Annotated in this window: 9 protein-coding genes and 1 pseudogene; 6 read left to right on the top strand and 4 right to left on the bottom strand. The window is 56.4% G+C overall.

What is annotated here, in order from left to right; all coding sequences use genetic code 11:
* Positions 1 to 76 precede the first annotated feature (76 nt).
* Together ftsH and rsfS are read right to left on the bottom strand one after the other, a co-directional pair.
* The gene (ftsH, locus tag MUN84_RS07030) at positions 77 to 2,194 is read right to left on the bottom strand and encodes an ATP-dependent zinc metalloprotease FtsH (protein ID WP_244697233.1); all 2,118 of its coding nucleotides are present in this window, start codon (positions 2,192 to 2,194) and stop codon (positions 77 to 79) included.
* 99 nt (positions 2,195 to 2,293) lie between these two features.
* Positions 2,294 to 2,689, bottom strand: coding sequence for a ribosome silencing factor (gene rsfS / locus MUN84_RS07035; RefSeq protein WP_188556187.1), 396 nt, complete (start codon positions 2,687 to 2,689; stop codon positions 2,294 to 2,296).
* A gap of 42 nt (positions 2,690 to 2,731) precedes the next feature.
* On the opposite strand from rsfS, the gene MUN84_RS07040 reads away from it, so the two are divergent.
* The 4 genes from MUN84_RS07040 to rlmB all read left to right on the top strand — a co-directional run bounded on the left by MUN84_RS07040 (position 2,732) and on the right by rlmB (position 9,739).
* Positions 2,732 to 3,493, top strand: coding sequence for a biotin--[acetyl-CoA-carboxylase] ligase (locus MUN84_RS07040; RefSeq protein WP_244697234.1), 762 nt, complete (start codon positions 2,732 to 2,734; stop codon positions 3,491 to 3,493).
* 1,012 nt (positions 3,494 to 4,505) lie between these two features.
* The gene (locus tag MUN84_RS07045; protein ID WP_244697235.1) at positions 4,506 to 7,496 is read left to right on the top strand and encodes a DUF2723 domain-containing protein; all 2,991 of its coding nucleotides are present in this window, start codon (positions 4,506 to 4,508) and stop codon (positions 7,494 to 7,496) included.
* Positions 7,497 to 7,598: 102 nt separating this feature from the next.
* Positions 7,599 to 8,813, top strand: a complete 1,215-nt coding sequence (locus MUN84_RS07050; RefSeq protein WP_244697236.1) for a GWxTD domain-containing protein — start codon at positions 7,599 to 7,601, stop codon at positions 8,811 to 8,813.
* Positions 8,777 to 9,739 carry a 23S rRNA (guanosine(2251)-2'-O)-methyltransferase RlmB gene (gene rlmB, locus MUN84_RS07055; protein WP_244697237.1) on the top strand — a complete coding sequence of 321 codons (963 nt, stop codon included), beginning with the start codon at positions 8,777 to 8,779 and terminating at the stop codon, positions 9,737 to 9,739. The genes MUN84_RS07050 and rlmB overlap by 37 nt, the downstream gene beginning before the upstream one ends.
* Positions 9,740 to 9,834: 95 nt before the next feature.
* On the opposite strand, the gene MUN84_RS07060 is transcribed toward rlmB, so the two are convergent.
* Positions 9,835 to 10,962 carry a mannose-1-phosphate guanylyltransferase gene (locus MUN84_RS07060; protein ID WP_244697238.1) on the bottom strand — a complete coding sequence of 376 codons (1,128 nt, stop codon included), beginning with the start codon at positions 10,960 to 10,962 and terminating at the stop codon, positions 9,835 to 9,837.
* A gap of 257 nt (positions 10,963 to 11,219) precedes the next feature.
* On the bottom strand, positions 11,220 to 12,197 hold the full coding sequence (locus MUN84_RS07065; protein ID WP_410780075.1) for an SIS domain-containing protein: 978 nt from the start codon (positions 12,195 to 12,197) through the stop codon (positions 11,220 to 11,222).
* Between the two features lie 174 nt (positions 12,198 to 12,371).
* Here MUN84_RS07065 and recQ point away from each other — a divergent pair.
* A pseudogene (gene recQ, locus MUN84_RS07070) lies at positions 12,372 to 14,569 on the top strand (DNA helicase RecQ).
* A gap of 178 nt (positions 14,570 to 14,747) precedes the next feature.
* On the top strand, positions 14,748 to 15,620 hold the full coding sequence (locus MUN84_RS07075; protein ID WP_244697240.1) for a carbamoyltransferase N-terminal domain-containing protein: 873 nt from the start codon (positions 14,748 to 14,750) through the stop codon (positions 15,618 to 15,620).
* The last annotated feature ends 30 nt before the right edge of the window (positions 15,621 to 15,650 follow it).

A 15,650-nucleotide genomic window follows, 5' to 3' on the forward strand; every position in this document is an offset into this window, starting at 1 on the left:
AGTCAACTTTCTTACTCATAGAAAAGCCCCCTTACCGTAGCGGTAAGGGGCTTTTCTGTGAGTGCCAGGGGCTAGATTAGAGCGGCGTTACTGCGCTACCACTAGGTTCGGTGGCAGTGCCAGTAGTGCCGTTTTGGTCCTTGTCCATACCGGGCAGATTCAGGTCTGGGAGGTCGTTGCCGAGCGGAACACCTGGGTGTTCCTGCTTCCGCTCGCTGAGCGTTTCGCTCCGGTCGGTACCGGCCATGTGCGCTTGGTACGTCGTCTGGCTGTCGAAGGGACGAGGACCCACGAGGCGCACCAAGTCATCTTGGAGCAGAATCTCTTTTTCCAGCAGTTCCTTGGCAATTACCTCCAGTTCGTGCCGACGCTCCGTCAGCAACTCCTTGGTACGGATATAAGCCTGCTCGATAATGGTCCGTACTTCCTCGTCAATCATCTGCGAGGTAGCCTCCGAATACGGCTTGGTGAAGCCATACTCATTCTGACCTTTTGAGTCGTAGAACGAAACGTTGCCCAGCTTGGCGTTCATGCCATACATGGTCACGATGCTGTAGGCCGTTTTCGTGATGCGCTCCAAGTCGGAAAGGGCACCGGTCGAAATCTTGCCGAACACTAGCTCCTCGGCGGCGCGGCCACCCAGGGTCATGCACATTTCGTCCATGAGCTGCTCGGTGTTGTAGAGGAACTGCTCCCGCGGCAGATACTGCGCGTAGCCCAGCGCCGCTACCCCCCGAGGCACAATGCTAACTTTCACCAGCGGATCAGCGTGCTCCAGAAACCAGCCCGCAATAGCGTGGCCAGCTTCATGGTAGGCAACTACTTTCTTCTCGCCGGGGCTGATGATTTTGTTTTTCTTCTCCAGACCACCGATGACACGGTCTACGGCGTCGGTGAAGTCCTGCATGGTCACCATCTTCTTATCGCGGCGGGCGGCAATAAGGGCGGCTTCGTTGCAGACGTTGGCAATTTCAGCGCCGGCAAAACCAGGCGTCTGAGCGGCCAGCTTCTTGGCTTCCACATCGGGGCCCAAGGTTAACGGCTTCAGGTGCACGTTGAAAATTTGGGTGCGGCCGTTAATGTCTGGCTTGTCGATGCTGATCTGGCGGTCGAAGCGCCCCGGACGCAGCAGGGCCGAATCCAAGGTATCGGGGCGGTTGGTAGCGGCCAGGATAATAACCCCAGAGTCGGTACCGAAACCATCCATTTCTACCAGCAGGGAGTTCAGCGTGTTTTCCCGTTCATCGTTGCCGCCGGGCACGTTACCGCGGGAGCGGCTGCGGCCAATGGCGTCAATTTCGTCGATGAAGATGATGCACGGAGCCTTGGCTTTGGCCTGCTTGAATAGGTCACGCACCCGGGCGGCGCCCACTCCCACAAACATTTCTACAAAGTCGGAGCCCGACAGGGAGAAGAACGGCACGTCAGCTTCGCCTGCTACTGCTTTCGCCAGCAGGGTTTTACCGGTGCCGGGAGGACCTACTAGTAAGGCGCCTTTCGGGATTTTACCACCGAGGATGGTGAACTTCGAGGGGTTCTTAAGGAACTCCACAATTTCCTGCACTTCCTCTTTAGCTTCTTCCAGACCGGCTACGTCCTTGAAGGTAATCTTTACCTTGTCGCCGCCTTCAAAAAGCGCCGCACGGGACTTGCCAATATTGAAGATTTGACCACCCGGCCCCCCAGCTCCGCTCATGCGGCGCATTAGGAACCAGAAGCCCACGAACAGCACAATCATGAAGCCCCAGGTAGTCACGTACTCGCTGTAGCCCGTGCGGTCCACTACCTTAAGACCAACCTGGCGGTCAGCAGGTAAAGTAGACTGCACCCTGTCTAGGTCCGTCTTAAAAGTTTTGCCATCAACCACCCTGAAGCCGTACTGAGCACCTTGCTCCATGGAAAGCGGACCACGGCGCTTCAGCTCGGCATCATACGGAGGCTTCTTGGTAGCGTCGGAGGTAAGCGTAACCTCAACCTGCTTGTCGTTCACGAGGGTTACGTCGCGCACGTCGCCGGCCGAAAGCATTTGCTCGAAGCGCTTCTGCGTAATTTCAATCACGGGGTTGCTGCGCGAGAGGTACACCATCCCGAGGATGAGCACCACCAAGCCCGTCAGCACCCAGAGCTGCATCCCGGGCCGTGGCGCGGGGTTGGGCAGCATAGGTTTTTTCTTTTTTGGCGTCGTATCAGACATGAATTGAGGTTGCTAAGACAAGAAACAAAGGCGCAACACGCCACTTGAATGATTGTTGGCGCATCCGCCAGTATTTTGCAAGACGCCGTGGGGTGAGTTTTACCTTACCACCGCCGGAGTTTCCTCTTCCTCCACGTACGTGATTTGCGCGTCGCCCCACAGCTCTTCCAAGCCGTAGAACTGGCGCCGGTCACGCAGGAAGACGTGCACTACTACATCCACGTAGTCGAGCAGGACCCACTCCCGGTTCATGCGCCCTTCGGTTTGCCAAGGGTTCTGACCAGTGAGCTTTTCTACCTCCTCTTCTACTGAGCGGGCAATAGCGTCAATTTGCGTATCTGAAGAAGCCGAGCAGATTATAAAATAATCGGCTACGGCATTTTTGAGGTCTTTAAGATTGAGCACCACGATATCGGCTGCTTTCTTCTCTTGCATGCCGCGCACTACTACATCTGCCAACTTGTCCGAATCCTGCCGAACCAGGGTACTTTTCATGGGGTATTGTTAGGTTTGAACGTCACAAAGTACGAAAAACACGTGGAGGCTATATCCCCCCAAACGCTCTTCACGGGCCAACAGCTTGTCTGGTTGCCCGAATGCCCCTCGACGAACACCGAGGCACACCAGTTAGCTGTCCAAAACCGGGCCACGGACGGCTGTTGCGTCATTACCGACAAACAGACCGCCGGGCGGGGCCAACGAGGCAACCAATGGGAGGCCGCACCGGGCGAAAACCTGACGCTTTCGGTAGTGTGGCACCCTAGTTTCTTGCCCGCCGCCGATCAGTTTTTGCTAAGCCAAGCCGTGGCCCTGGCGGTGCATGATTGGCTGACGGTCCTGCTCGGCGCTGATCCAGCCTTGCGGGTGAAATGGCCGAACGACATTTTCTTCGGCCAGCAAAAGCTAGGAGGCATTCTGATTGAGAACACACTAAGCGGCCCGAAGATTCAGCATAGTATCGTCGGAATTGGATTAAATATTAACCAGCGGGAGTTTGACGTAGCAACCGCTACCTCCTTGACGTGCCTGACCGGGCGGGCCTATGAACTGCCCACGCTGGCCGCCCGATTGCTGGAAAGCCTGGAGCGCCGGTATTTGCAGTTACGAGCAGGGCGGGTAGGGGCGCTTCGCACGGAGTACCTGCGGGTGCTGTACCAGTTTCAGGAGGAGCACGAGTATGAGGTGAGCGGCCGCCGAATAAAGGGCCAGATTATGGGGGTTGATGAAGCCGGTCGCCTAGCCCTTGCCAGCAACGGCCAACTGTATTATTTTGATTTAAAAGAAATTCGCTATACATGAGGTAGAAATAGAATATTTCTGGCTGTCACCCGCTCCAGTATATCCGTTTAACAGGTTGTCAGCGGTTAAGCCAAAACGTCTAGCTAGGAGGATTTCGCCTTTATCGTTTGAAATTTTACTACCTTCACCCTCAACTATTTACTTCCGCGTGTCGTAAGTTTACTTAAACCTGCATGCAACTTCTTCCTCTAACCAGACATCTGGCTGGCAAACCTACCCTGACAACAAGGCACGGTAGTTGTCATTCCAGGTGGCAGCTGCACTGCCTGCCGCTTTGTCCCGTTGAGGATGCCCCTACTTATTTAATTCCTTCGCACACTTACTTTGTGCGCCCCAGACGTCGCCTGAATGCCATGAAACTTACTACGCGCTTTTTCCCTGTATTGCTGCTGTTGCTGTGGCAACTGCCTTTGCTGGCGGCCACTGTCCGGCTGAAAGCCGCTACGGCGCGCCAGCTTCCGGCGCGAGCTGCTACCTCTTGGCAACAAGTAAGCCCGAGCGCAGCACTTACTTCAGCGGCGGCCCGTACGCTTACACCCGCACTTTCCGTTTATCCAAACCCGTCGCGGGGCCTGATTACTATTTCCGTGGGCCAAAAACTGCCGTGGGCTGATTATAAGCTGCGGTTGAGCAACGTTATTGGACGGGAAGTGCGTAGCGTAGGGTTGCGGCCGGAGGCGGCCGATGGCGGCATGAATTTGAACCTTTCGGACCTGCCCCGGGTATGTATTTTTACAGCTTGGTGCAGAACGATAAGGTGGTTTCAACCAAACGCCTTATGCTACAGAACTAGGACTTCCCCGAAAGTCTTACAGCAAAAGCAGCCTGCTCCCAGGCTGCTTTTTTTGTACCCGGGTAATTACCGGAGTAGAAACTAGCCCGGATACGCAACCTGCCTACCGCCTCTCGCTACTTATTCTCTACTTTTGATCTTTCACTGATTTCCTTTCCGGACCTTAAAAACCCGTCGTTCAGCAGCGGGCTGGCCGTGGTCAGCCTCACTTTATTTCGTATGCGGAGTTACAAAAGCCTGAATAACCTAGTGGGATGGCTGGTATTTGCCATTGCTACTGTTACCTACCTGCTCACCCTGGAGCCCACGGCTTCCTTCTGGGACTGCGGCGAATTTATTGCTTGCTCCTATAAGCTGCTGGTGCCCCACCCGCCCGGAGCCCCTACTTTTCTCTTGCTGGGCCGCTTGTTTTCCCTGCTTTCCTTCGGCGACGTCACGAAGGTATCGGTGCTGGTAAATACGCTCTCGGCCCTGAGTTCCTCGTTCACGGTGCTTTTCCTATTCTGGATTATCACCATGCTGGCCAAGAAGCTGGTGCTGCACCGCCCCGGCATGCACGACGACCGGAACCTGGAGCCTACCTTCGGCCAAACCCTGCTGATTCTGGGAGCAGGCGCCGTGGGAGCTCTGGCCTACGCCTTTTCCGATTCGTTCTGGTTTAATGCCGTAGAAGCTGAGGTATACGCCATGTCGTCGTTGTGCACGGCAGCCGTGGTGTGGTTAATGCTAAAGTGGGAAAACCGCGCTGACGAGGCTGATTCGGACCGGTGGCTCGTGCTGATTGCCTACGTGATTGGTCTGAGCATTGGCGTGCACTTGCTGAACCTGCTGGCTATTCCGGCCCTAGGCTTTATCTACTACTACCGTCGTACCCAAAACCCCACCACCAAGGGCGGCATTATTACGCTGGTAGTGAGCAGCGTAATTGTGGGCCTGATTCTGGCCGGTATCATTCCGGGCCTACCTACTCTGGCCGGCGCATTTGAAGTATTCTTCATCAATTCTTTCGGCCTACCCTTCAACTCGGGCCTGGTGATTTTTCTGCTGCTGTTCGTGGGGCTAATCTGGTTTGGCTTCCGGCAGTCGTTCCGGCGCCGCAGCCGCCTGCTGAACACCGTGATGCTGAGCTTCGTGTTCATTCTGATTGGCTACTCCAGCTACCTGATTGTTCCCATCCGCAGCTCCTACCACCCTACCATCAACGAAAACGCCCCGGAGGATGTGCTTTCCTTCGTGAGTTACCTGAAGCGCGAGCAGTACGGTGACCGGCCCCTGCTGTATGGTCCTCAGTTTAACGCTCAGCCCATTGCTCAGGAAGACGGTGCGCCGCGCTACGTGCGCCAGGGCGACAAGTATGTGGTGGCCGAGTACCGTCCGGAACTGCAGTACGCGCCCGGCGAGAAAATGCTGCTCCCGCGCCTGTATAGCTCTGATCCACTTCACCTCTACAACTACAAAAAGTGGGTTGACATTCAGGATGGCGTGAAGCCCACCATGGGCCAGAACTTGTCGTTCCTGTTCAAGTACCAGATGGGCCATATGTTCTGGCGTTACTTCATGTGGAACTACGTGGGCCGCGAGGGCGACATTCAGCAGTCAGGCATTTTGTGGGGTAGCCCCACCGGCGCGGGCCTGCCGGAGCGCATTGCCGACAGTCCAGCTCGCAACGCTTTCTTCGCTTTGCCCCTGATTTTGGGTTTGTTAGGCCTGTTCTTCCAAGTGCGTCGCGACGGACGCAATGCCCTGGTAGTAGGGTTGCTGTTCCTGCTGACGGGCCTGGCTATTGTGGTGTACCTAAACCAGCCGCCCATTGAGCCCCGCGAGCGGGACTACACCTTTGCTGGCGCCACTTTCGCTTTTGCCATCTGGATTGGCTTGGGCGTGCTGGCTTTGGCTGAGCTGCTGGAAAAAGCGGTGAAGTCGGAAACAGCGCGGGCGGGCGTGGTTACGCTGCTGGGTCTGGTAGTACCGGGCATTATGGTGGCCCAGGGCTGGGACGATCATGACCGTTCGGACCGCTACAACTCCGTGGATTCGGCCAAGAACCTGCTGAACTCGTTGGCTCCCAACGCCATTGTCTTCACCAACGGCGACAACGACACCTTCCCGCTCTGGTACGCCCAGGAGGTGGAAGGCGTACGCACCGACGTGCGCGTGGCCGTACTGAGCTACCTGAACACCGACTGGTACATCGACCAGATGAAGCGCCGCTCGTATAAGTCGCAGCCGCTGCCCATCTCGATGGAGAATGCTAATTACAAGCAGGGCACCAACGACTACCTCCCCTACGCCGAGAATCCTTCGGTTAAGGAGATAGACGTGCGCCAGTTTATGCAGTTGGTAGGACAGAACAGCCCGCTGCTGCAAGTAAGCTACGGCGACGGCTCGAAGTCCTTGCTTTCCTTCCCTTCCCGCAAGTTCTACCTGCCCATTGATACGGCCGCCGTGGCTAAAATGGGCATTATTCCCGCCGACCGTCTTGACCAATTGGTGCCGCGCATGGAATGGGAAGTAGGCAAGAGCGCCATTGAGAAGAAGAGCCTCGTAATTCTGGACATTCTGGCCACCAACAACTGGCAGCGTCCGGTGTACTTCTCCAGCACCGTAGACTCGCGCGACTTCATGGGCTTGCAACCCTACTTCCAGCTCGATGGCATGGCCTACCGCATCCTGCCCGCCAAAGACCCGAATTACGACCCCAAAGGTGGTAGCGACGAGGGTTACGTGGCTACGGAGCTGATGTATGACAACCTGATGAAGAAATTCGCCTTCCGGGGCCTGAACAACCCGAATATCTTCTACGACGAGAACAACCTGCGCTTCCCGGCTAACTACCGCGACAAGTTCTCGCGCCTAGCGAACAGCTTGTTGGCTCAGGGCGACAAAGCCCGCGCTAAGCAAGTGCTCGACAAGGCTTTCGAGGTAATGCCCGACAAGGCTATTCCTTATGATTACTACGTGCCGCAGTTTATTCCGGCTCTGGTGGCCGTGGGCGAAAAAGACCGCGCCAACGAAATTATGGACACCATGACCGGCCGCGCCGAGCGGGCCCTGGCTTACTACAGCACCCACAACAGCGCCCTCTTCGATCAGGAGTTCCAGACCTACCTAATGTCCTTGAACAGCATCGGCCGCGCCGCCGAGCAGATTGGCGACCAGCAACGGGCTACCAAGGCCATTGGCTTGCTCCAGCAGTACTACCAGCGCTAAGCTGCACAGTTTTTGCCGCTCAGAAGCCGGCTCCAGCAATGGGGTCGGCTTCTGTCGTTAGAAAGCCTACCTTGTCCTCCTACTCTTTATCTGCTCCCACTCGTGAAACCGTTTTACTACCTGTTATTCACACTGTTAAGTCTGGGGAGCAGCCTGCCGTTGGCAGCCGCACCGCGCCGGGATTTTGCTGCCCAGTACCGGCCCGACCGACGCATTGTAATAGATACCCGGCGGGAAGGCGACAGTGTGCGGCTCTACCTCCGTTTTCCCAGCGCTGCCCAGATCCGGCGCGGCTTTCCGCTGCATGTTGCCCTATGGGCTGATTACGACGCCAAACGGGTGCTGTGGCAAGATACCGTTCGTCATGTTGCACGCCGCCTACGCCGGGAAGGCGAAACGGCTACCCTGGATTTCTGCCTACCTCTGAACCGCCTGCGCGTGGGCCAGGTGCTTAGCCTGGCGACGGGCCCCGCCGACGAAGCTGCTTCGGGCGAAGCCGCCTGGCTCCGCCTGACGCCGGAGCATTTGTCCCGGTCCTTCATTCTGACTGATTCCGTGGGGCAGCCGTTGCTGCGTCACTATGTACGCGCCGGGGAACCGTTCATGATTGATTCCTACGGCCCCGACCTGAACGTGCAGGCCTACCGCTACCCGCTCAGTTCCCTAGCCGCCGCTCCGCCCATGGCCGGGCCCGGCGCCCAGCCTGCCCAACCGCGCAAGCTCAGTGCCCAAGACTCGGTGCGCTACCGGGCAGGCAGCTTGCTCCGGTTTCAAGCGGGACTGTATTTGCTGCGGGTTAGCGAGCAGGAGCCGCGCAGTGGGCTGCTAGTGGAGGATAATACCTTTCCAGCCCTAACGTCGGCCGATGAATTGATTGCACCCCTACTCTACCTGACAACTTCAGCTGAGCGTAAAAAGCTGTTTGATGCCCCTGACCCCAAAAAAGCCGTGGACCAATTCTGGCTTACGGTGGCCGGCAATAACCAAACCATTGCCCGCCAGCTGATTCGCACCTATTATGGCCGCGTACAGGAAGCCAACCAACTTTTTTCCGCCCATAAAGCCGGCTGGCTTTCCGACCGAGGGATGCTGTACTTAGTACTGGGCCCGCCGGAAACCGTGTACCGGGAGGCAGGCGAAGAACGGTGGCTTTACCGCGCCGACCAGGGATTGGGCGGAACCTTCGTGTTCCGCGCTAAACCCAGTACCTTTGCCCCCGATAACTATGAACTGGTGCGCCGTCCCGAGTACGAACAACTCTGGTATGCCGCCGTGGAGCAATGGAGAAAAGGACGAACCGCCCGCCCCGGCCGCTAACTGAGCGCCGCCAATTTTTTGATTCTGAAAACCGCCCCGTTCCTAACCGGCGGCCAGCTCCGCGCGAGCAAGAAGGCCGCTCTGAGGAAGGACGGTTCGAGGGAAGCCGGGCCGAAGGTGGCCGTTTTGAAGGTAGCCGTTCAGACAAGCCACGCTACCCCCACCGCCCAGCCCAGGACCGTAGCATCGACATGATTTTCGGGCTACGGCCCATCCTGGAAGCCCTGAACGCCGGTCGCACCTTGGACAAGATTTTCCTGCTGCGTGGCACGAAGAACTCCATGACCCAGGACATTACGGCCCTGGCCAAAACGGCCAACATTCCGGTGTCGATGGTGCCCGTGGAGAAGCTCGACGGCATTACCCGCAAAAACCACCAGGGCGCCGTGGCTTACGTGTCGCCGATTGAGTACATGCCCCTAGACAGCATTCTGGCGGGCTTGTACGAGGAAGGCAAAACCCCGCTTCTGCTGGTGCTGGACCGCATTACGGATGTGCGCAACTTCGGCTCTATTGCTCGCAACGCCGAGTGTATGGGCGTACACGCCATTGTAGTGCCCAGCCGCGGCGCCGCCCAAGTAAACGGCGACGCGCTAAAAACCTCGGCCGGCGCCCTGAACCTGATTCCGGTGTGCCGGGAGCCCAACCTGAAAGACACCCTGACCTTCCTACGCGAATCGGGGGTGCAGGTGGTGGCTTGTACCGAAAAGTCAGACGCCAGCCTGGAAGCCGAAACCGTGGACCTGACGGGTCCTTTAGCCGTGCTGATGGGTAGCGAGGAAGACGGCATCAGCCCCGAATACCTGCGCCTTGCCGACCACAAGCTCCGCATCCCGATGGCCGGGCAAATTAGCTCCCTCAACGTATCGGTAGCCAGCGGCATTATGCTCTACGAAGTGCTACGCCAACGCCTAGTGAAGAAGTAGAAAGCTGTAGCTAAGATCAAAAAATCGAACCGGCTGTCATCCTTTCTGTATCAGGATGATAGCCGGTTCGATTTTTTGCTTCCGATTCCTAATGCTTAATTATAGCCTACGCCCTTTTTGGACTTCACGTCGGCTACGAACTCTTTTACGCGCTGCTCCTCGGTGCGCTTGCAAATGAGCAGCACGTTGTCGTACTCGGCTACAATGTAGCCTTCCAGGCCTTGTACTACCACGAGGCGCTCGGGCGGTGTTTTAATAACGCACTCGCTCGTATCGTAGAGTAGGGCGTTGCCGTCTACCACGTTTTCGTCGGCGTCGTGGTGGCCCATGCGGTGCAGGGAGTCCCAGGTGCCTAGGTCGCTCCACCCGAAGTCAGCGGGTAGCACGTATACGTTATCAGCCTTTTCCATCACCCCGTAGTCGATGCTGATGTTGCGGCAGCGGGTATAAGCCCGGGAAATAAAGTTTTCCTCCTCAGGAGTTCCTAGCTCGTTCCAGCCCTCATCGAATACCTCAGCAATGTCGCTTAGGTACTGGTGGAAAGCTTGAATTATGGCATCAGCGCGCCACACGAACAAGCCGGAGTTCCACAGGAAGTCTCCGCTGGCCACGAACATCTTGGCTAGCTCCAAATTAGGTTTCTCGGTAAAGGTTTTCACCTTCCGTAGCTCCTGCGGGAAAACACCATCCTCGTGCCCAGGAGCGGTTTGCACGTGCTGGGGCTGCACTGGCTCGTCGATGAACTGGATGTAGCCGTAGCCGGTATCGGGGCGGGAGGGCTGGATGCCAAGGGTAATGAGCACATTGTGGGTGCGGGCCCCGTCGAGAGCCGTGCGAATGGCCGCCCGGAAGTTTTCCTCGTGCATGACGGCGTGGTCAGCCGGCGTTACCACAATGATGGCCTCCGGGTCGCGCTGGGCTATGCGGTAGCTGGCGTAGGCAATGCAAGGCGCTGTATTCCGCCCAATGGGCTCGCCCAAAATTTGATCGGCCGGAAGCTCCGGCAGGTGCTGCTGGACCAACTCGGTATAATCACGGTTCGTGACGACAAATACGTTGCTGGGCGGACAAATTCCCCGAAACCGGTCGACAGTGAGCTGAAGCATGGAGCGCCCGAGCCCCAGCACATCATGAAACTGTTTAGGATGATGCGTGCGGCTAAAGGGCCAGAAGCGGCTGCCAATGCCGCCAGCCATCACAACGAGATACGTATGCTGTTCCATCGAAGCCGGACGTGAAGCCCGTGTTTAGCAAGAGGATGTAAGCTGATTAAAAGCCCAAACCGAGAAACTTAAGCTGGTTACGAGAAGCGTAAAATGTACCAATAAGCAGCTTATTCTCTACTATGACTTTGGGCAATGATAACGGAATATTTGTTATATATAATAATTCTTGTAAATTATTTAATTATACTCATTAACCCTCAACTACATCCAGTACTTGTAGCTGAAGCACCTAAGTACTCATACTGAACGAGCTACTATACCAATCCTTCCCGCAGCAAATCATGCAAATGAATAAAGCCTGCGAAGTGCCCATGCTCAGTCACTACCAGCTGGGTGATGTTGCGGTCCTGCATGCGCGTGAGGGCTTCCGCGGCGAAATCGTCCACGTCAATTGTCACGGGGGCAGGCGTTAGAATGTCGCGGGCCCGGACGGCTTCCAGCCGGCCTTCAAACGTGGTCAGCATCCGGCGCAGGTCGCCGTCGGTGATGATGCCAATTAGGGCATTATCACTGTCCAGTACGGCCGTAGCGCCCAGGCGCTTACCCGAAATTTCCAGAATGATTTCTTTGAGCGGAGCCGTGTCTACCACCCGCGGCTGCTGATTTTGCCGGCTTAGGTCACCAACTTTTAGGTAAAGCTGTTTGCCCAGCGTACCACCGGGGTGCAGGCGGGCAAAATCCTGTCGGCTGAAGTCGCGGCACTCCAGTAGGCACACGGCCAGCGCATCGCCTAGGGCCAGGGCCGCGGTAGTGCTGGTAGTTGGGGCCAGGTTGTGCGGGCAAGCTTCGCGCTCCACAGGAGCGTGCAGAACGTAGTCGGCCTGCACAGCTAGGTAGGACTCAGCGTTGCTGACCAGGGCCGCCAGCGGCACTCCTTTGCGCTTGAGCAGGGGCACTAACACCTTGATTTCGGGCGTATCACCGCTCTTGCTGATGGCAATTACAAAGTCCTCGGCCTGAATCATGCCCAGGTCACCGTGGATGGCATCGGCGGCGTGCATGAACAGGGCTGGCGTACCCGTGGAGTTGAAGGTAGCCACCATTTTAGCCGCAATGTGGGCGCTCTTGCCAATGCCGGTTACCACTACCCTTCCCCGCAAAGAGAGAATGGCTTCTACGCATTGTGCAAAATCGGGAGTACGGGCTAAGGCATCGGCAACTCCCTGAATTGCTTCCGCTTCTTGCTGAAGCACTTTTTTTGCAAGTAAGTTGAGTTCGTTCTGCGGTTTCAATCTAAATTTGATATTGCGTATCGGGAGCTGAACAGTGCCGGTGACTTTGGGGTTGGCCCCAATTCTTTACCTCCTTCGCTTAGCACCGAATACCATAAAATCCTTAGATTGGATAAGCAACACGTTGTGTTGTTTATCCAATCTACCACCCCAATTGAGTAAGTGAGGATGTCCATGCCAGCCGTGAAACAACAAGTGCAGCAAGAGGCTGATTTGAAAGGCAAGTTAAAGGAAGTTTTCGGGTACGGTCAGTTCCGGGGCGTACAGGAAGACATCATTCAGAACGTTATTGCGGGCAATAACACGTTCGTCATCATGCCTACTGGCGCCGGCAAAAGCCTGTGCTATCAGCTTCCCGCGCTGGTGTTGCCGGGCACGGCCATCGTCATTTCGCCGCTTATTGCCCTGATGAAAAATCAGGTGGACCAGCTGAATGCCTTCGGGGTGAATGCCCAGTTCCTGAACTCGACCTTGTCGAAGTCGGAAATGAATAAGGTCAAGAAGGACGTGATTAGCGGCGAAGTGAAGCTGCTGTATGTAGCGCCCGAATCCCTTACCAAGGACGAGACCATCGAGTTTCTCAACAAGGCTACCATCAGCTTTGTGGCCATTGATGAAGCCCACTGTATTTCGGAGTGGGGCCACGACTTCCGGCCCGAATACCGCAAGATTCGCAGCATTATTGATGGGCTGGGCGTGCAGGTGCCCATCATTGCCCTCACGGCTACGGCTACCCCCAAAGTGCAGCAGGACATCCAGAAGAACCTGCAGATGGATGATGCCTCGGTTTTTAAAACGTCCTTTAACCGCACCAACCTCTACTATGAGGTGCGGCCCAAGCACAACACCAAAAAGCAGCTGATTCAGTACGTGAAGCTGCGCAAGGGCCAGGCCGGCATTGTGTACTGCCTGAGCCGCAAGAAGGTAGAGGAAATTGCTGAGCTGCTGAAAGTCAACGACGTGCGCGCCCTCCCCTACCACGCCGGCCTCGACCCGCACGTGCGCATGGCCAACCAAGACGCCTTCCTGAACGAAGACTGCGACGTAATTGTGGCCACCATTGCCTTCGGCATGGGTATCGACAAGCCCGATGTGCGCTTTGTCATTCACTACGACACGCCCAAAAGCATTGAGGGCTACTACCAGGAAACCGGCCGCGGTGGCCGCGACGGCCTGGAGGGCGACTGCCTGATGTTCTACAGCTACGACGACATTGTGAAGCTGGAGAAGTTCAACAAGGACAAGCCCGTCACGGAGCGCGACAACTCCAAGCTGCTCTTGCAGGAAATGGCCAATTACGCCGACTCGGCGGTGTGCCGGCGTAAGCAGTTACTGCACTACTTCGGCGAGCATTTCGAGAAGGACTGCGGCTTCTGCGACAACTGCAAGCACCCTAAAGAGCGGTTTGAGGCCAAGGAGGAAGTGTGCATGGCCCTGAAAGCGGTAGTGCAAACCGACGAACGGTTTGGCCTCGACCACATTGGCACCGTGCTCATGGGCATGAACAACCCGCACGTGGAAAGCTACGGCCACGACAAACTACCCATCTACGGGCAGGGCAAAGACCACGACGCTCAATTCTGGCACTCGCTCTTGCGCCAGACCTTGCTCAGTGGTTACTTGGAAAAGGACATCGAAAACTTTGGCGTGGTCAAGATTACGGCCAAGGGGATTGACTTCATTGAAAATCCGCATTCAATCAAGCTCACCAAGGACCATAACTACGAGGAAGAGGTGAAAGAGGAACAGGAACAAGAAGAAGTTCAGCAGGCCGCCGGTCATGACGAGGCCCTGTTTGACATGCTGAAGGCCCTGCGTAAGAAAGTGGCCCAGCAGAAAAATCTGCCCCCTACGTGCTATTTCAGGACCCGAGTCTGAAGGAAATGGCGACGACCTTCCCCACCAAAATGGATGACCTGGCCCACGTGTCGGGGGTAGGCCAGGGCAAGGCCCAGAAGTTTGGTGCGCCCTTCCTGGCCCTGATCCAGAAGTATGTGGACGAGAATGACATTGTAACGGCCGCCGACGTGGTGGTAAAATCAGCCGTTAATAAGTCGAAAATCAAGATTTACATCATTCAGCAAATCGACAAGAAGATGGATTTGGAGGAAATTGCTTCCTCTAAGGGCATCGACATGCGGGAGCTGATGGAGGAAATTGAGCACATCTGCTACGCCGGCACCAAGCTCAACCTCGATTACTACATTGACGGAGTGCTGGATGAGGAGCGGCAGGAGGAGATTTATGACTACTTCATGACGGCCCAAACCGATAACATTGCCGCGGCCCTCAAGGAACTCGGCACCGACGACTACACTGAAGAGGACTTGCGCCTGATGCGCATCAAATTCCTGAGTGAGGTAGCCAACTAAACAACGGATTCAGACGGATTTGTCGGATTTTGTGTTGGAGTTGATTTAGTGGAAAGCCCCGCCAGATGGCGGGCTTTTTGCTGCGTGGTGGGGTAGCGTTGGGGTCCAGTTGCCGGGCCGAAATGGCCGTTTTCAGAATGTGTACTTTTGACGGGTAGGTAGCATTTCCTGATTTCTAATGGCACAGTACATTCTTGGTATCAATTGCAGCGGCTTTCATTCCTCGGCGTGTTTGCTGGGGCCAGATGGGCGGGTGCGGGTAGCCATTGCGGAGGAGCGGCTGAGCCGGGTGAAACAGGATAAGTCGTTTCCGCGGCTGGCTATTCGGTATTGCTGCGAGGTGGCCGGCATTGAGCTGACGGATATTGCTGACGTGTTTATCGGCTGGAACCCAGCTCCCTACCTGCTGCAGCCCCAGCAAACCCTAGCCGATGCCTTCCAAAACCGGGGCAAGCTGGCCCAGCTCACACTCAATGAACTGGCCGCACTGCAAGGCGGCGTCAGCTGCATCAATCAAACGCTGACCGGTTCGGAGGGCACTCAGATGCGGCTGCATTATGTGGACCACCACCGCGCCCACCTGGCTAATGCCCTGCTGCAATCAGGCTTCGCGGAGGCCGACTTCTTTGTAGCCGATGGCTTTGGCGAAACCACCACGGGGCTGATGGGCACGGCTACCACGGCAGGCCTACAGGAACTGGCCGCCAACCGCACACCTCACTCACTGGGACTGTTTTATGGCGCTTTCACGGAGTTCCTGGGCTTCCGTCCCAACGGCGACGAGTGGAAGATTATGGCCTTGGCGGCGCGCGGCAATCCGCAGACCTATTACGAAGTGCTGCGGCCCCTAATTCAGGTAAGCGGCCTGCACTTTGAGCTGGACCTACGCTATTTCGAGTTCTTCCTGTTTTTTACGCCGCACTATTACTCGCCCAAGCTAGTGGAGCTGCTCGGAGCGCCCCTACCCCCGGCGCTGAGCCCGCCCAGCGCGAATTTGATATTGTGGCCGCCGTGCAGCGCATCACTGAGGAGGTCGTGTTTGAGCTTCTAGGCAACCTGCACGCTCGTACCGGCCAGCGGC

Origin of the sequence: Hymenobacter sp. 5516J-16 (assembly GCF_022919335.1) — a bacterium.
GTDB classification, from domain to species: domain Bacteria; phylum Bacteroidota; class Bacteroidia; order Cytophagales; family Hymenobacteraceae; genus Hymenobacter; species Hymenobacter sublimis.

Coding starts and splice junctions, on each gene's coding strand:
- ftsH (WP_244697233.1), bottom strand. CDS start 2,194: ATGTCTGATACGACGCCAAAAAAGAAAAAACCTATGCTGCCCAACCCC.
- rsfS (WP_188556187.1), bottom strand. CDS start 2,689: ATGAAAAGTACCCTGGTTCGGCAGGATTCGGACAAGTTGGCAGATGTA.
- MUN84_RS07045 (WP_244697235.1), top strand. CDS start 4,506: ATGCGGAGTTACAAAAGCCTGAATAACCTAGTGGGATGGCTGGTATTT.
- rlmB (WP_244697237.1), top strand. CDS start 8,777: ATGGAGAAAAGGACGAACCGCCCGCCCCGGCCGCTAACTGAGCGCCGC.
- MUN84_RS07060 (WP_244697238.1), bottom strand. CDS start 10,962: ATGGAACAGCATACGTATCTCGTTGTGATGGCTGGCGGCATTGGCAGC.
- MUN84_RS07075 (WP_244697240.1), top strand. CDS start 14,748: ATGGCACAGTACATTCTTGGTATCAATTGCAGCGGCTTTCATTCCTCG.